Here is an 18,346-nt window from a genome sequence, read left to right on the forward strand (position 1 = left end):
CGTTGGCGCGATAGAATCATACGAAGCGCAATGCCACAAGCTCAGGGATGGTCGGAGTACTACGACGAACTGCGCGACCGACCGCCGCGCAGCACCTTGATCGCCGCGCTCGACGCATTCGGCGAAGCGTCGGTGGAATCGCTCGCAATCGATCTCGGCTGTGGCGATGGACGTGACGTCGTCGAAATTCTGCGGCGCGGCTGGAGCGTGGTCGCCGTCGATGCCGAGCCGCAGGCGCTGGCCAAGCTGGCCGAGCGCAACCTGCCCGGCTCCGAAAAAATCACGCCGATCGTCTCGCGCATGGAGGACGTGCCGCTGCCGCTCGGACTGCAGTTGGTGAACTCCAGCTTCGCCATGCCGCTTTGCGAGCCGGAGCGATTTCACGAATTGTGGGCGCGGATTGTCGAGGCCCTGCCCGCCGGCGGTCGCTTCAGCGGCCAGTGGTATGGTCCGCGTGACGGTTGGATCGGCCGGCCCGGCATCACCTTCCTCGAACGTGACGCGGCCGTCGCGCTTCTGGACGGCTTCGATATCGAGATGTTCGACGAGGAAGAGGCCGACAGCACGACGCCGCGCGGCAAACCCAAGCACTGGCATATCTTCCACATCGTCGCCCGGAAGCGATAGACTTACCGCTTCCCCAGGAGGTCCCGCATGGCCGTCGCCGTCACTGCCGAAATCGCCAAGAAAGCCGCTCATCTCGCCTGGACCGATTTCCCCGACGATCTCGTCGAGCGCACCAAGCAGTGCCTGCTCGACTGGTTCGCCGTCACCGTGTCGGGCGCCCAGGACGAGCTGACCGACATCCTGATCCGCGAGGCGATGGAGGACGGTGCCAAGGGTAGCGCCAGCCTGGTCGGCCGCAGCGAGAAGACGCTGCCGTCGGCCGCCGCCCTGATCAACGGCGCGGCCAGCCACGCGCTCGACTACGACGACGTCAACTTCGCGATGGGCGGCCATCCGACCGTGACCGTCGTGCCTGCCCTGCTCGCGCTCGGTGAGCAGATCAAGGCGTCGGGCCGTCTGTTCGTCGAAAGCTTCATCGCCGGCTACGAGACCTCGGGCCGCGTCGGCCGGCTCGTGGCGCCGAGCCATTACCTGAAGGGCTTCCACGTCACCGGCACCGTCGGCTCCTTCTCCGCGACCGCTGCGGCGGGTCGCATGCTCGGCCTCACCGACGTGCAGCTCGCCGTCGCCTTCGGCATCGCCGCCACGCAGGCCGCCGGTCTCAAGTCCAACTTCGGCACCATGTGCAAGCCGCTGCATGCCGGCACCGCATCCGAGCACGGCCTGCGCGCCGCCCGCCTCGCCGCCAAGGGCTTCACCGCCCGCGGCGACTCGCTCGAATGCGACCAGGGCTTCGCGTCGTCGCAGAGCGATCACCTCGAGATCGAATCGGCGCTGGCCGAGCCGCCGTCGGGCTGGCACCTGCGCAACAACCTCTTCAAGTACCATGCGAGCTGCTACCTGACCCATTCGCCGATCGAGTGCGGCAAGGAGATCCGGCTCAAGAGCAACTTCCCGCCGGAACGGGTGAAGAAGATCACGCTTAAGATCGAATCGGGCGCCGACAAGGTGTGCAACATCCCGCACCCGGCCACGGGGCTGGAGGCCAAGTTCTCGCTGCGCCAGACGCTCGCGATGGCGCTGGCCGGCGTCGACACCGCCAACGTCGATTCCTACAACGAGGCGATCACGCAGGAGCCGCGCATCAAGGCGCTGCGCGACAAGGTAGCGATCGAGTTCCAGGACGGCTGGACCAAGTCGCTGGCCGAGGTGTCGATCCAGCTCGACGACGGCACGACGCTGGAGGCCAGCCACGATTCGGGCATTCCGTGGGCCGACGTCGGCAAGCAGCGGCGGGCGCTCGAGACCAAGTTCGACAGCCTGGTGACGCCGGTGCTGGGCGCCGCCGGGGCACGGCGGTTGCATGACGCCATCGAACGTATTGACTCGCTGAGCGATGTAGGCGACTTGGCCCGCGCCTCGACGAAGGGCTAGAAATCCCTCCCCATTCAGATGGGGAGGAATGATACGAAGGGAAGAGAATGTCGGATAACTTCAGGGCACGGGCGCGGCTCGTGCCCAAAGGGAACCGCTATGAGGATTTCGAGCCCGGCCGGGTGTTCAAGCACCATTGGGGCCGGACGATCACGGAGTCGGAGACCACCCTCTTCTCGACCCTGACCCTGCATTTCAATCCGCACTACTACAACGCCGCCTACGCGCGGGCCCACGGCCATCCCGGCATCGTCGCCAACCCGCTGCTGGTCTTCACCACGGTGTTCGGCCTGACGGTCGAGGATCTCAGCGAAGGCGGCGGGCCGTTCCTCGGCGTCAACCAGCTCTCCTATTATCAGCCGGTCTATCCCAGCGATTCGCTGCGCGCTGAATCGGTCGTGCTCGACCGCCGCCTGTCGGACAGCCACAAAGGCTTCGGCATCGTCACCTGGCACACCACCGGCTTCAACCAGCGCGAGGAGAAGGTCATCGACTTCAAGCGCACCAATCTCGTTCGCCAAAGGACGTCCGCCTAATGCCCTACATCACCGAAGAGCGCCGCATGATTCAGGAGCAGGCGCGCGAGTTCACCCTCAACGAGGTCCTGCCGGTCGCCAACAAGCTCGACCCCGAGAAGGGCGACATCCCGATGGAGCTGCGGGACAAGATGGCCGAGCTCGGCTACTTCGGCATCCTCATTCCGGAGCAGTACGGCGGCCTGGGCCTCGGCTGCTTCGAGTACTGCCTGGTCACCGAGGAGCTGTCGCGCGGCTGGATGAGCGTCGCCTCGCTGATCGCCCGCGGCAACCTCTTGATCGGCAGCCACATGATGAGCGAGGAGCAGCGCAGCAGGTACCTGCCGCGCATGGCCAAGGGCGAGTTCCTCGGCGCCTTCTCGATGTCCGAGCCGAACGCCGGATCCGACATCGCCAACATCTCCTGCCGCGCCAGGAAGGACGGCACCGGCTACCTGATCTCGGGCAACAAGTACTGGTGCACCTTCGCCGACGGCGCCGACTTCCTGATCATCATCGCCCGTACCTCCGACGCGCCGGCGGGCAAGCGCCATCTCGGCCTGTCGATGTTCTTCGTCGAGAAGAAGCGCGGCACCCTGCCCAAGGGCATCAATGGCGCGCCGATCCCCAAGATCGGCTACTTCGGCTGGAAGACCTATGAGCTCGCCTTCGACAACTTCCGTGTCGAGGCCGCGGACATGATCGGCGAGGAAGGCCAAGCCTTCTATTACGCCACCTCGGGCCTCGAGACCGCCCGCGCCCACACCGCCGCCCGGGCGATCGGCCTGGCGCAGGGCGCGCTGGACGATTCGATCCGCTATGCCGGCGAGCGCCGGCAGTTCGACCGGCCGATTTCCGACTTCCAGGCGATCCGCTTCAAGATCGCCGAGATGGCGACCCAGATCGAGGCGGCGCGGCAGCTCAACTACTTCGTCTGCGAGCAGATCGACACCGGCCAGCGCTGCGACAAGGAAGCCTCGATGGTCAAGCTGTTCGCCTCGGAGATGGCCGAGCGGGTGTGCTCGGAAGGCATCCAGATCCACGGCGGCGCGGGCTACACCACGCTGCACGCGGTCGAGCGTCACTGGCGCGACGCCCGCCTCACCAAGATCTTCGAAGGCACGTCGGAGATCCAGAAGCGCATCATCTCGGACCGGCTGCTCGGCCGCGGGAGGAACTGATGCAAGTCTCCGCGTTAACCGGAACCGGCAACTACTTCGAGGACTTCCAGGTCGGCGACGTACTGAAGCACGCCCGCGGCAAGACCGTGGAGCCGCTGGAGCAGGTCTGGATCACCAACGTGACCATGAACACGGCCGAGGCCCACTTCAACGAGCATCTGACCAAAGGCACCAACTACGGCCAGCGGCTGGGCTTCGGCGGCGTCACCATCTCGATGTGCATCGGGCTCGCCGCCCAGGACACTGCCGAGAACGCCCTGGCCGAGCTCGGCATGGACAAGATCCGGCTGAAGGGGCCGCTCTATCACGGCGACACGCTGTACTGTTACAGCGAGGTCATGGAGGCGCGCGACTCGGACCGCGCCGATGCCGGCATCGTGCGCTTCAAGCACTACGGCGTGAACCAGGACGACAAGCACATCTTCGAGGGCGAGCGCTGGGTGCTGATCAAGCGGCGCAGTCACTGGGGAGACAAGTGATCAACAGTGGTGTCATCCCGAGCGAAGCGAGGGATCTATCCTGCCGCTGCGCATGGATCCCTCGCTGCGCTCGGGATGACAAGACTCAATGACTGACGCCTCTGTCCTCGGAGCCCTCGACGGCGTCCGGATCGTCGATCTCACGCAGATGCTGGCCGGCCCGTTCTGCACCATGCTGCTGGCCGACCAGGGCGCGGAGGTGATCAAGGTCGAGCCGCTGGACGGCGACCACACGCGGATCATCGGGCCCTATCATGTCGACGACAAGCTCCGGGCGTTCGGCGGCTACTTCGCCTCGGTGAACCGCAACAAGAAGTCGATCGCGATCGATCTCAAGAAGTCCGAGGGCCGCGAGCTGGTGATGAAGCTCTGCGAGGGAGCCGATGCCGTCGTGGAGAACTATCGCGGCGGCGTGATGGACCGTCTCGGCCTCAGCTACGAGGCGCTGCAGGCGCGCAATCCGAAGCTGGTCTACGCCACCATCCGCGGCTTCGGCGATCCGCGCACCGGCAAGAGCCCCTACGCCGACTTCCCGGCCTACGACGTGATCAGCCAGGCGATGGGCGGCATCATGGCGATCACCGGGCCGGACAAGGACACGCCGATGAAGGTCGGCCCCGGCGTCGGCGACATCATCCCGGCGATCACCTGTGCCTTCGGCATCGTCTCGGCGGTGTTCCGCGCCCACAGGACCGGCCGCGGCCAGTTCGTCGATGTCGGCATGGTCGACGCCATCCTCGCGGTCTGCGAGCGCATCATGCACCAGCACTCCTTCGCGCAGACCCTGCCGGTTCCGGAGGGCAACCACCATCCCCTGCTCTGCCCCTTTGGCATGTTTCCAGCCAAGGACGGGTTCGTGACCATCGCCGCGCACGCCGACCAGCACTTCCCGATCCTGTGCCGGCTGATCGACCGGCCCGAGATGGCGACCGATCCGAAGAACGTCACGGTTCAGGATCGCCGCGCCAACCAGGAGGCGATCATCGCCGCGGTGTCGGCGTTCACGCAGCAGCGCACCAAGCAGGAGCTGCTGAAGCATCTCGGCGGGCAAGTGCCGTTCTCGCCGGTCTACAACGTGCGCGACATCGTCGCCGACCCGCATTTCAAGGCGCGCGAGATGCTGCCCTGGGTGCCGCATCCCGGCCTCGACCACGAGGTCCAGATCGCCGGCGTCGCGGTGAAGATGACCGAGACGCCCGGCAGGGTGCGCCATCGCGCGCCGCTGCTTGGCGAGCACACAGACGAGTACCTGAAGTCCATCGGCTACAGCTGGGCGGACATCGACTGCCTGCGCGCCGGCAAGATCGTCGCCTGAGAAGGCTCACGAGAGGATGTAGAGACATCAGACTTCCTCCCCCGTCAGACGGTGGAGGACCGAGGAGGGGGAAGGCAATGAGCGCGACTGCGGCTCTCCCCCTCCCTGCCTCCCCCGTGTGACGGGGAGGTGATTATGAAGAGGAGAAGACCATGACCAGCCGTCCCCGCCGCGCCCGTCGCGTCCAGCTCTCGACCCCCGGCTCGAGCGAGAAGATGATGCAGAAGGCCTCTGAATCGAAGGCCGACCATGTCTTCCTCGACCTCGAGGACGCCGTCGCCCCGAGCCAGAAGCGCGACGCCCGCAAGAAGATCGTCACCGCGCTCAAGGAGCTGAACTGGAAGGGCAAGACGCGCTGCGTGCGCATCAACGACCTCACCACCGAGTACGCCTACGAGGACATCATCGAGATCGTCGAGGGCGCCGGCGAGCATCTCGACACCATCATGATGACCAAGGTCCAGACGACCGCCGACATCCTGTTCGCCGACAAGCTCCTCAATCAGATGGAGAAGAAGCTCAAGCTCAAGAACCGCATCGGCCTAGAGGCCCTGATCGAGGAGGTCGAGGGCATGCAGAACGTCGACGCGATCGCCGCCTGCACGCCGCGGCTCGAATGCCTGGTGTTCGGCATGGGCGACTTCTCGGCGTCGATGGGCGTCACCAACCGGAATGTCGGCGAGTCCGACGGCTACCCCGGTGACATCTGGCACTACGCCCGCTTCCGGCTGGTGATGGCCTGCCGCGCCGCCGGCATCGATCCGGTCGACGGCCCGTTCGCCGACTTCAAGAACCCCGAAGCCTACCGCGAGGAGTGCCGCCGCTCGATGATCCTGGGCTGCGTCGGCAAGTGGGCGATCCATCCCTCGCAGATCGAGCACGCGCTCGAGATCTACTCGCCCAAGCCCGAGGACGTGGCGCGCGCGCGCAAGCTCGAGCAGGCCTACGCCGAAGCCGAGGCCAAGGGCCTGGGCGCGATCAACGTCGACGGCATCATGGTCGACGTCGCCTCGATCCGCATCCTGCGCAACACCATCCTGAACAAGGCTGATTTGTTCGGGATGTAGTCCTCCTCCCCCGTCAGACGGGGGAGGATACAGGAGGGGGAAGGCCCCACCGGATGCGCTTGAACCGAATGGATCGAAAGTCTTCGCGTCGCTCTCCCCCTCCGGCCCTTCGGGCCACCTCCCCCGTCAGACGGGGGAGGTAACGAGGTGAAACGCTCTATCGTGCCGGTGGCGAGCATGCTCGCCATCCAGGTGATGATCTCGATGAGCGTGCTGTCGCTCGGCGTGATGATGCCGGTGGTGGCGCATGACCTTGCGATCGATGCCAAGCTGGTCGGCGTCTTCACCGCCATCATCTACGGCGTCGCGACCGTCGCGGCACTGGCGGCGGCCGGGCCGATCGTGCGGCTGGGCGCGGTGCGGGTCTGCCAGGGCGCGCTGCTGATGGGCGCCGCGGGCCTGGCGCTCAACTCGCTGGCGCTGGTCAGCGCGACCGTCGGCGCGGTGCTGTTCATCGGCGTGGCGCAGGGTCCGATCAATCCCGCCTCGGCCCATATCCTCGCCCAGCGCGTGCCGCGCGAATATTTCGGCATGGTCTTCTCGGTGAAGCAGACCGGCACGCCGCTCGGCTTCGCCCTGGCGGGCCTCCTCTTCCCGGCCCTCATCCAGTGGGTCGGCTGGCGCGGCGGCAGCCTGGTCGCCGCGGCCATGCTGCTGCTGGCGGCGATCCTGGTCGAGCCGCTGCGGCCCCGGCTCGACGTCATCACGGTCGAGAGCCGGGCCAAGGGCCACATCTGGCGCTCGGTCGGCTTCGTCCTGCGCCACCGGCAGCTCCGCGTGCTCGGCTGCTCGGCCTTCGTCTATGTCATCGCCCAGCACACCTTCACCTTCTATCTCGTCACCTATCTCTACGAGCATTGCGGCCTCAGCATCGCCCGCGCCGGCTTCCTGCTGTTCCTGTCGCAGATCGTGGGTGCCGCCGTCCGCCTGGTGAGCGGCGGCATGGGCGATCGCATGCCGCGTATGAAGCTCCTGGGCTGGACGGGCATCGGCATCACCGCGGGCTCCACCGCCACCGGCCTGATCGGCGCCGGAACGCCGCTCTGGCTGATCGCGCTGATCGTGATGGCCTACGGCTCGGTGGTGATCAGCTGGAACGGCACCTCGCAGGCCGAGTTCGCGCACCTGTCGCCGCCCGGCGAGGCCGCAGCCATCGCCGCCGTGCAGACGGCGCTGGCCTTCTCCGGCGCGGTATTCGGGCCGCCGATCTTCGCCGCCATCGCCTCCGCCGTGAGCTACCGCGCGGCATTCTTCGCCGTCGCCGTCTGCGTGCTCCTCAGCGCAATTTGGCAACTCGCCGAAGCGCGCCGCGCTTAGACACAGGCTGTGGAAAAGGCCGCGCGCGCGAGTCTCATTATGGGCATTGGAACGCGAATCGGTCCCTGATTCCCGGGCCTAAAAATCGAAGCCAATGCCCAAAATAGGTTTTTGCCGCGCGGTGATGCAGAGTCGCGCGCAGCATGATGTCCGCCTTGCGTTCTGTTCCGGTCAGCGTTCCCGAGTTCCTGGCCCAGAGCACAGAAAAACATCCCTCCTGCGGAGGGGTCGTCCGAAATTTCGGGACTCACAGGCCTTGGATGCCGCTGCCATCGGCATCCAAGCCGTCCCAGGCCATGGGACGGTTTGGGACGGCCTCAGGGCTCCTGCATCCCGGCGGTGCGGACGATCTCGCCCCACTTGATCGTCTCCTTGGCCTGGAAGGCCGCCAGCTCCTCGGGCGAGCACGGGAACGGCACGGCGAGCGTGGTCTTGAGCAGGTTGCGATAGGCCTCCGAGGCGACCGCCTCGCGGATCAGCGCGTTCAGCTTGTCGATGATCGGCCGCGGCGTGCCGGCCGGCGCGTAGACCGCGTTCCACGGCCGCGATTCGTAGCCGGGCACGAACTCGGCCACCGCTGGATATTGCTCGAGGCCGGGATAGCGCTCGAGGCTGGTGACGCCCAGCCCCCGCGCCCGGCCGTCGCGCACCGGCGGCAGGCCGACCGTGAAGTCGCTGAAGGTGACGTCGATGCGGCCGCCCAGCAGGTCGGCAACGACTTGCGGCTGGGTCTTGTAGGGCACGCCCAGCAGGTCGACCTTGGCCATGATCCGGAACAGTTCCGCCGCTCCTCGCGCCGAGCCGTTGCCGCTGCCGAAGGTGAGCTTGCCGGGCTGCGCCTTGGCCAGCGCGATGAACTCGGGGATCGTCTTCACCGGCAGGTCGTTGCGCACCATCACCATCTGCGCCCCGCCCGACAGGCCGCTGATCGGCTCGAAGCTCTTCACCGGGTCGTACATCAGCTTCTTGTAGACATGCTGGTTGATCGACTGCGTCGTCTGGGTGGTGACGAAGATGGTGTAGCCGTCGGGCGCCGCCGTCGCCGCGGCCTGCGCGCCGATCTGGCCTTCGGCGCCGGGCTTGTTGTCGACCACCGCGGCCTGGCCGGTGAGGCGCGTGAGCTCGGCGCCGATCACCCGCGCCACCGTGTCGGTCGCCGTGCCCGGCCCGAACGGCGAGATGATGTGGATCGGGCGGTTGGGGAAGTCCTGCGCGGCCAGCGGCGCGACCTGCAGAATTCCGACGAGCAGACAGGTAAGGAAACGCATCATCGCGCGACCCTACGCCGTGCTAGCGTCCCTTCAAATAATAAACACAAGCAAAACAAACGGAGGAACGTCATGCGGCGCATGTTGATGCTGTCGGCGATCGTGGCCGTTCTCGCCGGCCCGGCTTTCGCGCAGAAATCCGGCGGCACCTTGCGGGTCAGCCATCGCGACAACCCGCCGAGCGCCTCGATCCACGAGGAGGCGACGATCTCGACCGTCATGCCGTTCATGTCGGTCTACAACAACCTCGTCGTGTTCGATCCCGACAGCAAACAGAACCGGCCCGACCAGATCGTGCCCGACCTCGCGACCGAATGGGTGTGGAGCGCCGACGGCACCACCCTCACCTTCAAGCTGCGCGACGGCGTGAAATGGCACGACGGCAAGCCCTTCACCTCGGCCGACGTCAAATGCACCTGGGACATGCTGCGGGGCGACGAATCGAAGCTGCGCAAGAATCCGCGCAAGTCGTGGTGGTTCAACCTCAGGGAGGTGACGACCAACGGCGAGCGCGAGGTCACCTTCCACCTCAAGCGGCCGCAGCCTTCGGTGCTGACCATGCTCGCCGGCGCCTTCTCGCCGGTCTATCCCTGCCATGTCGGCGCCGCCCAGATGCGGACCCGGCCGATCGGCACCGGCCCGTTCAAGTTCGTCGAGTTCAAGCAGAACGAGTCGATCAAGCTCGCGCGCAACCCGGACTACTGGAAGAAGGGCAAGCCGCTGCTCGACGCGATCGAGTTCCGCATCATCCCGAGCCGCGCCACCTCGCTGCTCGCCTTCGTCGCCAACCAGTACGACCTGACCTTCACCGCCGACATCGCGGCCCCGGCGCTGCAGGACCTCAAGGCCCAGGCGCCGTGGGCGCAATGCGTCTACCAGCCGACCAACACGCAGGGCAACCTGCTGGTCAACCGCGACCGGCCGCCGTTCGACAATGCCCAGGTGCGCAAGGCGATGGTGCTGGCGATCGACCGCAAGGCCTTCACCGAGATCATCGCCCAGGGCACCAACCGGCTGGGTGGCGCCATGCTGCCGCCGCCGGAAGGCCTGTGGGGCATGCCGCCGGATGTGCTCGAGACCGTCCCGGGCTACGGCGCCGACACCGAGAAGCAGCGCGAGCAAGGCCGCCAGATCATGAAGGCGCTGGGCTACGGCCCCGACAAGCCGCTCAGGATCAAGGTCTCGACCCGCAACATCGCGAGCTATCGCGACCAGGCGGTGATCCTGATCGACCACCTCAAGCAGGTCTGGATCCAGGCCGAGCTCGAGCCGCTGGAGACGGCGGTCTGGTACAACCGCTTGCTCAAGAAGGACTATGCGGTCGGTATGAACATCCAGGGCGTCGGCATCGACGATCCGGACGTCGTGTTCTACGAGACCTATTCCTGCGGCTCGGAGCGCAACTACACGAACTATTGCAATCCCGAGACCGAGAAGTTGTTTGACCAGCAGTCACGCATGGCCGACATCGGGGCGCGCCAGACACTGGTCTGGGAGATCGACAGGAAGTTGCAGGAAGATGGTGCCCGTCCCGTGATCCAGCACGGCCAGGGCGCCACCTGCTGGCGGCCCGAAGTGAAAGGCGTAAAGTTGGCCGTCAACACGGTCTACAACCATTGGCGCTTCGAAGACGTCTGGATCGATCGGTAACCGGTAACTGGGAGGTAACCATGAAGCTCTACACGCATCCCGTCTCCACCGCGTGCCGTCCGGTGATGCAGTTCCTCGCCGACAACAACATCGCCTGTGAGATGGAGGTCGTCGACATCCTGAAGGGCGCGCACTAAGAGCCCGCCTATAGCTCGAAGAACCCCAACCGCCTGGTCCCCATGCTCGAGGACGGCGACTTCCGCCTGACCGAGAGCGCGGCGATCCTGCGCTACCTCGCGGAGAAGGCCGATTCGCCCGCCTATCCGAAGGACCTGAAGCAGCGCGCCCGGGTCAACGAGGCGATGGATTGGTTCAACTCCAATTTCTACAAGGACTGGGGCTATGGCCTGGTCTATCCGCAGCTCTTCCCGCACCACAAGCGGCCCGACGAGAAGGCCCATGCCGGCACGATCTCGTGGGCGCAGGAGCGCTGCAAGACCTGGCTGCAGGTCCTCAACGACCATTGGCTGGCGGGCGGCAAGAAGTATATCTGCGGTGACCAGATCACCATCGCGGACTATCTCGGCTCGGCGATCATGAGTATTGGTGAGCTGATCCATTGCGATCTCAAGGACTACCCCAATGTCCAGCGCTGGATCGACACCGTGAAGAAGCAGCCGAACTACGAGAAAGTGAACGAGGTTTTCAACGGCTTCCGCGCCTCGACCCAAGGCAAGCCCTGGGCGACGGTGTGAGCAAAGGAGCGCAGCCATGATCAAGGGCCTGCATCACAACGCCTACCGCTGCCGCGATTCGGAGGAGACGCGGAAGTTCTACCAAGACTTCCTCGGCCTGCCGCTGGTCAACGCCTTCACGATCGAGACGACCCAGACCGGCCGGAAGACCGGCACCGGCGTGCTGCACTCCTTCTTCCAGCTCGACGACGGCTCATGCCTCGCCTTCTTCGAGGCGCCCGACATGCCGTTCGAGTTCAAGGAGCAGCACGACTTCGACCTGCACATCGCGCTCGAGGTCACGCCCGAAGCGCTCGAGGCGATGTTCAAGCGCGGCAAGGACGAAGGCCGCGAGGTGCGCGGCATCTCCGACCACAAGTTCATCCGCTCGATCTACTTCCGCGATCCCAACGGCTACGTGATCGAGCTGACCGCCAAGGTGCCCGGCACCGAGGCGGCGATGGACGCGAGCAAGAACCACGCCCGCGACATCCTCGACGGTTGGCAGGTAGCCAAGCGCAAGAAGCCGGCCGCGGTCGCCGCTTCCTGACGTGAAGCGGCTGGCGGCCCTCGTCCTCGGCCTGCTACCGCTGGCAAACGAGGCGCTGACCGACGGCAAGGAGACGCTCGATGCGGCGCGAGCGGCCTACTACAGCCTGCGCCGCGAGGGGCTCATCAGCTTCACGTGCCTGGCGACGCCCAACTGGGATGCCGTCCTGGCCGCCCGCCGGCGCGCCGATCCGGCGGCCGCCGACAAGGCCTACAAGGTCCTGAGCGCCCTCACTTTCGGCGTCGAGCTGGTGCCGGGGCAGCGCTCCAAGGTCATGCATATCGATCCGCCCGGCGGCCTGGGCAGCACCGAGAAGGAGACCGAGGCGCTGAAGCTCGTCACCTCGGGCATCGAGCAGGCCCTCACCGGCTTCTTCGATACCTGGGGGCCATTCGTGATGACCTCGGCGATCCCGCCGGCCACCGCCGACGTGACCGAGGCGCACGGCTTGTGGATCGTCGACTACAAGGAAGGCCAGACCGCCGTCGGCCTGGTGATGCGGCACGACTACACGATCGAAACGACGCGCATCGTCAGCGCCAAGACCAGCAGCGTGATCCAGCCTCAGTTCGTGAAGTCGCCCAGCGGCCTGCTGCTGACCGCCGTCCAGGGCCAGTACCGGCAGCTCCCGACCGGTCCGACAGCCAGCCTGCAGTTGCGCATCGAGTACCAGGACGTGACGGGCTTCCTGCTGCCCAAGCACCTCTGGGTCTCGAGCAACGACGGCCGCGCCGTGACCCAGATGGATTTGAGCTTCGCCACCTGCCAAGCTCAACGCCGGTAACGACCGCCGGAACCGGCGGCTTCGCGGAGGAAACGAACGATGCGTGCCCTTGCCTGGCTGGCGGGTTTCCTGCTGGCCGCCTCGCCCCATCTTGTCCTGACCGCAGCCGCCCAGACGGTGCCGCAGTTCACGGTCGATCCCTCCTGGCCCAAGCCCCTGCCCAACAACTGGCTGCTCGGCCAGGTCGCCCACATCGCGGTCGATTCCGACGACCATGTCTGGGTGCTGCAGCGGCCGCGCACGCTGACCGACGACGAGAAAGGCGCCACGCTGAAGCCGCCGCGCAACACGTGCTGTGCCCCCGCGCCCTCGGTCATGGAGTTCGATGCCGACGGCAACTACATCCAGGGCTGGGGCTTCCCCGAGGCCAAGCCGTGGGTCGCCAACGAGCACGGCATCTGGGTCGACCGCGCGGGCTCGGTCTGGATCTCCGGCAACGCCAACGACGACAGCGCGATCTACAAGTTCACGCGCGACGGCAAGCATCAGCTGACCATCGGCGTCGCCGGCCCGACCGGCGGCAGCAACGACACCACCCGGCTCGGCCGGCCGGCGACGCTGGCGGTCGACGAGGAGGCGCACGAACTCTACGTCGCGGACGGCTACGGCAGCCGGCGCGTCATCGTGTTCGATTCCAATACCGGTGCATTCAAGCGCTACTGGGGCGCCTACGGCAAGAAGCCGAACGACGACAAGCAGCCGGCTTACAGTCCCGATGCACCGCTCTCGCAGCAGTTCGGCAATCCGGTGCATTGCGCGACGCTGTCACGCGACGGCCATGTCTATGTCTGCGACCGCACCAACAACCGCATCCAGGTGTTCAAGAAGGACGGTACCTTCGTGACCGAATGGTTCTATGAAAAGCCGACCTTGGGTGCGGGATCGACCTGGGGGCTGGCGATGTGGCCGGACGCCAACCAGACCTGGATGCTCAACAACGACGGCGAGAACAACCTGGTGCGCATCCTGCGGCGGAGCGACGGCCAGGCGGTCGGCGGCTTCGGCCGCTCCGGCCGCCAGGCCGGCCAGTTCCACTGGGTTCACGCCCTGGCGGTCGATTCCAAGGGCAACGTCTATACCGGCGAAGTCGACACCGGGAAGCGGGTCCAAAAGTTCAAACCGGACGCGCCGCCGAAGTGAACCGCTGGGGCGCGGAATGACGTTGCAATGATCTGTCTATACTATGGGGACGTACGTACGCGGGGGGACTGACCCGGGAGCCGGTCGCGATTCCATCCACAGAGTCGTCCGGCGGTCGGTGAGCAAGCGTACGCGTGACAACTCAGGCCGCGTAAGGCCTGAGTAATTTTCTCAACATAGAACCCATTGCGTGACAGGGGTGTGGAACGAAGCTGAAATCCGGGCCCGCTTCATGAAGCGGGCGACCGAGCTCGTCGTGCGGTTGCCGTCCTTGAAGGGACGAGGCGCCGAGGGGGCCGCCATGCGTCCGCTCCACGACGAGTCGCTGGCCAAGCTGGTCGTCTACCGCGCTATCCTGGACGGAACGGCGCTGCGCACGCGCGAGGAGATGCTGGGCACCCTGGCTGCGCTGCGCCGCGATCCGCCTGTCCCGCCGGAGTCGATGGAGGCGGCAGCTTTTCCCGAGCGCATCCGGAACTTCGTCGACGCGCTGGTCGGCCAGTATCGCGGCTGACCTAGCCCAGCCGTCGCCGATAGAGCGCGATCAGGCGCTCCCAATGTCGCTCGGCGGCCGGCTTGTCGTAGCACCAGCGCTCGGGAAAGGCGAAGCCGTGATGGACGCCCATCTGGATCTCGAGCTCGCCGCCATTGCCCGACTTGTCGAACAGCGCCTTCAGCTCCTTGACCATGTCCGGCGGTGCCAGCTCGTCGTGCTCGGCGCAGGAGATGTAGAGCTCGCCCTTGGCCTTGCCCAGCGTCAGGTGCGGGCTCTCGACCGCATCGCTCACCAGCCAGGTGCCGTAGAACGACGCCGCAGCCGCGATGCGGTCCGGGTAGCGAGCCGCCGCCGCCAGCGAGTACGGCCCGCTCATGCAATAGCCGTGGGTGCCGACCGGTCCCTTCTTCGCTGCCTGCTGCGCATCGGCATGGGCAATCATGGCGGCGACGTCGTCCATTACCGGCGGGATGGTCATCTTGGTTCGCACCGCCCGCATGCGGGCCTGCTCCGCACTGCCCTTCTCCAGCACGTCCGGCCCGTATTTCGTGTCCTTGCCGGCGCGGTAATAGAGGTTGGGCAGCATCACGTAATAGCCGACCGTCGCCAGCCGCCGCGCCATGTCATGGAGCTCGCTGCGGATGCCCGGGGCATCCATCAGGAACAGCACCACCGGGTACGCTCCGCGGTCGGGATGGCAGATGAAGGTCTCCATCGCCCCGTCCTTGGTGGCGATGTCCAGCGTACTCTCGATCATGGCGTTCACTCCCGCTTTGCGGGCATGCCACCACCTTGCTAGGCTCGACACAACCAAAAAGCCCATGGGAGCGGAACGATGAAGCGTAGTGTGTTGGCTGTGTGTGTTGCCGCGTTGGCGGCCTGGGGACTGCCGGCATCGGCGCAGTTGTCCAACGACTCGGTCAAGATCGGCGTCGCGACCGACCTGTCGAGCCTCTATGCCGACATCAACGGCCCCGGCGCGGTCATGGCGACCGAGATGGCGATCGCCGATTTCGGCGGCTCGGTGCTCGGCAAGAAGATCGAGCTGGTCTCGGGCGACATCCAGAACAAGGCCGACGTCGCGGCCTCCCTCGCCTCCCGCTGGTACGACAGCGACAAGGTCGACATGATCCTGGGTGCCGGCGCGTCGTCGTCGTCGATCGCCATCCAGGGCGTCGCCGGCGAGAAGAAGCGGATCTTCATCGCGCCCGATCCCGCCTCCTCTGACCTCACCGGCAAGCTCTGCAATCCCTACTCGGTGCATTGGGTCTACGACACGACGGCGCTCGCCAACGGCACCGGCTCGGCGGTCGTGAAGGCAGGCGGCAAGGACTGGTTCTTCCTGACCGCGGACTATGCCTTCGGCTACGCCCTGCAACGCGACGTCGCTGCGGTCGTAACCAAGGCCGGTGGCAAGGTGCTGGGCGAGGTCCGACATCCGATCAACACCAGCGACTTCTCGTCCTTCCTGCTGCAGGCCCAGGCCTCGAAGGCGCAAATCATCGGTCTGGCCAATGCCGGCGGCGACACCATCAACTCGATCAAGCAGGCGGCCGAGTTCGGTATCGTCAAGGGCGGCCAGAAGCTCGCCGGGCTGCTCGTCTTCGTCACCGATGTGCACTCGCTGACGCTCGAGCGCGCTCAGGGTCTCAGTCTCACCGAGGCCTTCTACTGGGACCTCAACGACAAGACCCGCGCCTTCTCCAAGCGCTTCGCCGAGAAGTTCAAGGGCAAGATGCCGACCTCCGTGCAGGCCGGGTTCTATTCGGCGACGCTCGCCTACCTGAACGCGGTCAAGGCGGCCGGCACCGACGATCCCGACAAGGTGATGGCGCAGATGAAGGCCACGACCTGGGACGATCCGGTGTTCGGCAAGAGCTCGATCCGCGCCGACGGCCGCAAGATGCACGACATGTATCTGTTCGAGGTCAAGAAGCCGGCCGAGTCCAAGGGACCGTGGGATTACTACAAGCTCGTCGCGACGATTCCCGGCGACCAGGCGTTCCGACCGATGGACCAGGGCGGCTGCCCGATGGTCGCAAAGAAGAACTGACGGAGGTTCTCATGCCCGACGGCTCGAATATCTATGCCGGCGTCGCCGGCTACTTCGGCAAGCCCGACCATACCGGCAAGGCCGGCGTCTTCCAGCGCGCCGCCAAAGGCGGCGACTGGAAGCACGTGCTGGACGGCGTCGAGGCCTACACGGTGTTCGTGAAGCCGGACAATCCGGAAGTGGTGTTCGCGGGCACCAACGACGGGGTGTGGCGCAGCACCGATCGCGGCAGCACCTTCAAGCGGACGGCCTTCCCTGACAAGACGCAGGTCTGGTCGTTCATGGTCGACCGGCGCGATCCGAAGAAGATGCTGGCCGGCGCCTCGCCGATCGAGGTCTACCGCAGCGAGGACGGCGGCGAGAGCTGGCGCAAGCTTGCGACGCCGAACGTCGGCTCCCATTGCAAGGGACCGTTCGCCTCGCGCGTCATGCGCTTCGCGCAGAACCCGAAGAAGGCGGAGGAGATCTACGCCGCGCTCGAGATCAACGGCGTGATGCGCAGCACCGACAGTGGCGAGACCTGGACCGACTGCAGCGCCGGCCTGATCAAGCTCGCCGAGCGGCCGCATCTCAAGAGCAAGATCGTGAGCGACACCACGGCCGAGGGCATGCTCGACGGCCACGCGGTGACGATCAATCCGGCCGACCCGGACTCACCGATCCTGGCGCTGCGCATGGGCCTGTTCCGCACCAACGACCATGGCCAGACCTGGGAGGACATGGAGATCAAGCGCTTCTCGCCGGTCACCTACGGGCGCGACATCAAGGTCTCGATGGCCGAGCCCAACACGCTCTATGCCGCGCTGTCGGTCGCCGCCTCGAGCCATGACGGCGCGCTCTACCGCAGCCAGGACAACGGCCAGAGCTGGCAGCGCTTCGACAAGGTCCAGGTGCACGGCACGATCATGTCGGTGGCCCTGCACCATTCCGACCCCAACCAGGTCTATCTCGGCGCCCGCTACGACGGCGAGATCTTCGGCACCCAGGACGGCGGCAAGACCTGGCAGGCGATGCCGCTGCCCGGCGAGGTGCAGCACATCTACTCCCTCGCCTGCGGCTAGAGCGATTTCCAGGCAGATGGAACCGCTCGCGGTTCCATCTGCCCGGAAATGCGCGCACGGGGGTCGTTGTTGCAGCAGGCATATTCCGTTCGGCTGATTCCAGCCGAACGGAATATGCTCTAGGGTTCCGGTAGTTTCGTGTCGCATTTGTTTCGCCAGCGCTTCAGGCACTGGCGAACGGCAGCATTTTACAGAATTCTTGCGGCCATGAGACCGGTCACACGCGGACTGATCACCAGCCTCCTCTGGCTCGGGCTGGCGCTGGGCTTCACCGGCGCCCTGTCGAACGTTCTGCAGGCCCGGCACGTCGTCGACGCGCCGGACGATTCGCGGCAGATCATGCGCTGATCCGACCTGCTATCGGACGATGATCTCCACGCGCCGATTCTTCGGCTCGTGCATGCCATCCTTGGTCGACACCAGCAGGGCATCCTCGCCGCGGCCGACGACCGCGATCGAAGCCGGATTGAGGCCGTTTTTCACCAGTTCGTCACGCACCGAAGCGGCGCGCCTCTGCGACAGCGCCTGGTTGTAGGCGCTGTTGCCGGTGGTGTCGGCATGGCCGGCCACCGTTACCCTGGCAGCGGGATTTGCCTTGGCCGCGGCGGCGGCCTCGCGCACGATCGCCTCGCTGTCCGGCGAGAGCGTCGCCCGGTCGTTGGCGAAGAACAGCATGAAGTTCCGCGCCGGTTGTTGGGTCTGCGGAGACGCAGCGGCGACGACGGCCTGTGTCCGGTCGCCACACGCTGCAAGCAGTAGTGCCGCGCACGCGGTCGCCAGCAAGGGCTTGTACAT

General features: G+C 66.0%; 20 protein-coding genes and 1 pseudogene. 18 read left to right on the plus strand and 3 right to left on the minus strand.

Annotated elements, in window-relative coordinates; genetic code table 11:
• Positions 1–30 precede the first annotated feature (30 nt).
• From J0J01_RS16680 to J0J01_RS16715, 8 genes are all read left to right on the plus strand, one after another.
• Complete coding sequence (locus tag J0J01_RS16680; RefSeq protein WP_296382536.1) at positions 31–627, plus strand: class I SAM-dependent methyltransferase; 597 nt, start codon at positions 31–33, stop codon at positions 625–627.
• Between the two features lie 27 nt (positions 628–654).
• Positions 655–2,001, plus strand: a complete 1,347-nt coding sequence (locus J0J01_RS16685) for an MmgE/PrpD family protein (RefSeq protein WP_296382538.1) — start codon at positions 655–657, stop codon at positions 1,999–2,001.
• A gap of 47 nt (positions 2,002–2,048) precedes the next feature.
• Positions 2,049–2,537, plus strand: coding sequence for a MaoC family dehydratase (locus J0J01_RS16690; RefSeq protein ID WP_296382540.1), 489 nt, complete (start codon positions 2,049–2,051; stop codon positions 2,535–2,537).
• Positions 2,537–3,697, plus strand: a complete 1,161-nt coding sequence (locus J0J01_RS16695) for an acyl-CoA dehydrogenase family protein (protein WP_296382541.1) — start codon at positions 2,537–2,539, stop codon at positions 3,695–3,697. The genes J0J01_RS16690 and J0J01_RS16695 overlap by 1 nt, the downstream gene beginning before the upstream one ends.
• Positions 3,697–4,176, plus strand: coding sequence for a MaoC family dehydratase (locus J0J01_RS16700; RefSeq protein WP_296382543.1), 480 nt, complete (start codon positions 3,697–3,699; stop codon positions 4,174–4,176). The genes J0J01_RS16695 and J0J01_RS16700 overlap by 1 nt, the downstream gene beginning before the upstream one ends.
• Before the next feature lie 88 nt (positions 4,177–4,264).
• Positions 4,265–5,491 carry a CoA transferase gene (locus J0J01_RS16705; protein WP_296382544.1) on the plus strand — a complete coding sequence of 409 codons (1,227 nt, stop codon included), beginning with the start codon at positions 4,265–4,267 and terminating at the stop codon, positions 5,489–5,491.
• A 152-nt stretch (positions 5,492–5,643) separates the two neighbouring features.
• Entirely contained in the window at positions 5,644–6,558 is a 915-nt protein-coding gene (locus J0J01_RS16710) for a CoA ester lyase (protein WP_296382546.1), read from the plus strand.
• A 147-nt stretch (positions 6,559–6,705) separates the two neighbouring features.
• Positions 6,706–7,875 (plus strand): MFS transporter, encoded by a 1,170-nt coding sequence (locus J0J01_RS16715; protein ID WP_296382548.1) that lies wholly within the window; start codon positions 6,706–6,708, stop codon positions 7,873–7,875.
• 317 nt (positions 7,876–8,192) lie between these two features.
• Here the strand turns inward: J0J01_RS16715 and J0J01_RS16720 are convergent, their stop codons facing one another.
• Positions 8,193–9,146, minus strand: coding sequence for a tripartite tricarboxylate transporter substrate binding protein (locus J0J01_RS16720; RefSeq protein WP_296382550.1), 954 nt, complete (start codon positions 9,144–9,146; stop codon positions 8,193–8,195).
• A gap of 69 nt (positions 9,147–9,215) precedes the next feature.
• Here J0J01_RS16720 and J0J01_RS16725 point away from each other — a divergent pair, with 69 nt between their 5' ends.
• The 7 genes and pseudogenes from J0J01_RS16725 (at position 9,216) to J0J01_RS16755 (ending at position 14,455) form a co-directional block, all read left to right on the plus strand.
• Entirely contained in the window at positions 9,216–10,793 is a 1,578-nt protein-coding gene (locus J0J01_RS16725) for an ABC transporter substrate-binding protein (protein WP_296382552.1), read from the plus strand.
• 152 nt (positions 10,794–10,945) lie between these two features.
• A pseudogene (locus tag J0J01_RS16730) lies at positions 10,946–11,038 on the plus strand (glutathione S-transferase N-terminal domain-containing protein); the annotation flags it as partial.
• Between the two features lie 57 nt (positions 11,039–11,095).
• Positions 11,096–11,488 (plus strand): glutathione S-transferase family protein, encoded by a 393-nt coding sequence (locus tag J0J01_RS16735; protein ID WP_296382677.1) that lies wholly within the window; start codon positions 11,096–11,098, stop codon positions 11,486–11,488.
• A 16-nt stretch (positions 11,489–11,504) separates the two neighbouring features.
• Complete coding sequence (locus J0J01_RS16740) at positions 11,505–12,017, plus strand: VOC family protein (RefSeq protein ID WP_296382553.1); 513 nt, start codon at positions 11,505–11,507, stop codon at positions 12,015–12,017.
• A 1-nt stretch (position 12,018) separates the two neighbouring features.
• On the plus strand, positions 12,019–12,801 hold the full coding sequence (locus J0J01_RS16745) for a hypothetical protein (RefSeq protein ID WP_296382555.1): 783 nt from the start codon (positions 12,019–12,021) through the stop codon (positions 12,799–12,801).
• A 39-nt stretch (positions 12,802–12,840) separates the two neighbouring features.
• Positions 12,841–13,941: a hypothetical protein gene (locus J0J01_RS16750; RefSeq protein ID WP_296382557.1), complete on the plus strand. Its 1,101-nt coding sequence runs from the start codon at positions 12,841–12,843 to the stop codon at positions 13,939–13,941.
• 301 nt (positions 13,942–14,242) lie between these two features.
• On the plus strand, positions 14,243–14,455 hold the full coding sequence (locus J0J01_RS16755) for a hypothetical protein (protein WP_296382559.1): 213 nt from the start codon (positions 14,243–14,245) through the stop codon (positions 14,453–14,455).
• A gap of 1 nt (position 14,456) precedes the next feature.
• On the opposite strand, the gene J0J01_RS16760 is transcribed toward J0J01_RS16755, so the two are convergent.
• Positions 14,457–15,194, minus strand: a complete 738-nt coding sequence (locus tag J0J01_RS16760) for a dienelactone hydrolase family protein (RefSeq protein ID WP_296382561.1) — start codon at positions 15,192–15,194, stop codon at positions 14,457–14,459.
• Positions 15,195–15,272: 78 nt separating this feature from the next.
• On the opposite strand from J0J01_RS16760, the gene J0J01_RS16765 reads away from it, so the two are divergent.
• The 3 genes from J0J01_RS16765 to J0J01_RS16775 all read left to right on the plus strand — a co-directional run bounded on the left by J0J01_RS16765 (position 15,273) and on the right by J0J01_RS16775 (position 17,899).
• Positions 15,273–16,490, plus strand: coding sequence for an ABC transporter substrate-binding protein (locus J0J01_RS16765; protein ID WP_296382563.1), 1,218 nt, complete (start codon positions 15,273–15,275; stop codon positions 16,488–16,490).
• An 11-nt stretch (positions 16,491–16,501) separates the two neighbouring features.
• Entirely contained in the window at positions 16,502–17,551 is a 1,050-nt protein-coding gene (locus tag J0J01_RS16770) for a hypothetical protein (RefSeq protein ID WP_296382565.1), read from the plus strand.
• Between the two features lie 207 nt (positions 17,552–17,758).
• Positions 17,759–17,899: a hypothetical protein gene (locus tag J0J01_RS16775; protein ID WP_296382567.1), complete on the plus strand. Its 141-nt coding sequence runs from the start codon at positions 17,759–17,761 to the stop codon at positions 17,897–17,899.
• Between the two features lie 9 nt (positions 17,900–17,908).
• Here J0J01_RS16775 and J0J01_RS16780 read toward each other — a convergent pair whose 3' ends face one another.
• Positions 17,909–18,346, minus strand: coding sequence for an OmpA family protein (locus tag J0J01_RS16780; protein WP_296382569.1), 438 nt, complete (start codon positions 18,344–18,346; stop codon positions 17,909–17,911).

The sequence above is a fragment of the Reyranella sp. genome (assembly GCF_017305915.1).
Lineage (GTDB): Bacteria > Pseudomonadota > Alphaproteobacteria > Reyranellales > Reyranellaceae > Reyranella.

Excerpts from the sequence above, each read along its gene's own strand:
- J0J01_RS16680 (WP_296382536.1), top strand. The coding sequence starts at position 31 with ATGCCACAAGCTCAGGGATGGTCGGAGTACTACGACGAACTGCGCGAC.
- J0J01_RS16685 (WP_296382538.1), top strand. The coding sequence starts at position 655 with ATGGCCGTCGCCGTCACTGCCGAAATCGCCAAGAAAGCCGCTCATCTC.
- J0J01_RS16690 (WP_296382540.1), top strand. The coding sequence starts at position 2,049 with ATGTCGGATAACTTCAGGGCACGGGCGCGGCTCGTGCCCAAAGGGAAC.
- J0J01_RS16695 (WP_296382541.1), top strand. The coding sequence starts at position 2,537 with ATGCCCTACATCACCGAAGAGCGCCGCATGATTCAGGAGCAGGCGCGC.
- J0J01_RS16700 (WP_296382543.1), top strand. The coding sequence starts at position 3,697 with ATGCAAGTCTCCGCGTTAACCGGAACCGGCAACTACTTCGAGGACTTC.
- J0J01_RS16705 (WP_296382544.1), top strand. The coding sequence starts at position 4,265 with ATGACTGACGCCTCTGTCCTCGGAGCCCTCGACGGCGTCCGGATCGTC.
- J0J01_RS16710 (WP_296382546.1), top strand. The coding sequence starts at position 5,644 with ATGACCAGCCGTCCCCGCCGCGCCCGTCGCGTCCAGCTCTCGACCCCC.
- J0J01_RS16720 (WP_296382550.1), bottom strand. The coding sequence starts at position 9,146 with ATGATGCGTTTCCTTACCTGTCTGCTCGTCGGAATTCTGCAGGTCGCG.
- J0J01_RS16725 (WP_296382552.1), top strand. The coding sequence starts at position 9,216 with ATGCGGCGCATGTTGATGCTGTCGGCGATCGTGGCCGTTCTCGCCGGC.
- J0J01_RS16735 (WP_296382677.1), top strand. The coding sequence starts at position 11,096 with ATGGATTGGTTCAACTCCAATTTCTACAAGGACTGGGGCTATGGCCTG.
- J0J01_RS16740 (WP_296382553.1), top strand. The coding sequence starts at position 11,505 with ATGATCAAGGGCCTGCATCACAACGCCTACCGCTGCCGCGATTCGGAG.
- J0J01_RS16750 (WP_296382557.1), top strand. The coding sequence starts at position 12,841 with ATGCGTGCCCTTGCCTGGCTGGCGGGTTTCCTGCTGGCCGCCTCGCCC.
- J0J01_RS16755 (WP_296382559.1), top strand. The coding sequence starts at position 14,243 with ATGCGTCCGCTCCACGACGAGTCGCTGGCCAAGCTGGTCGTCTACCGC.
- J0J01_RS16760 (WP_296382561.1), bottom strand. The coding sequence starts at position 15,194 with ATGATCGAGAGTACGCTGGACATCGCCACCAAGGACGGGGCGATGGAG.
- J0J01_RS16765 (WP_296382563.1), top strand. The coding sequence starts at position 15,273 with ATGAAGCGTAGTGTGTTGGCTGTGTGTGTTGCCGCGTTGGCGGCCTGG.
- J0J01_RS16770 (WP_296382565.1), top strand. The coding sequence starts at position 16,502 with ATGCCCGACGGCTCGAATATCTATGCCGGCGTCGCCGGCTACTTCGGC.
- J0J01_RS16775 (WP_296382567.1), top strand. The coding sequence starts at position 17,759 with ATGAGACCGGTCACACGCGGACTGATCACCAGCCTCCTCTGGCTCGGG.
- J0J01_RS16780 (WP_296382569.1), bottom strand. The coding sequence starts at position 18,346 with ATGTACAAGCCCTTGCTGGCGACCGCGTGCGCGGCACTACTGCTTGCA.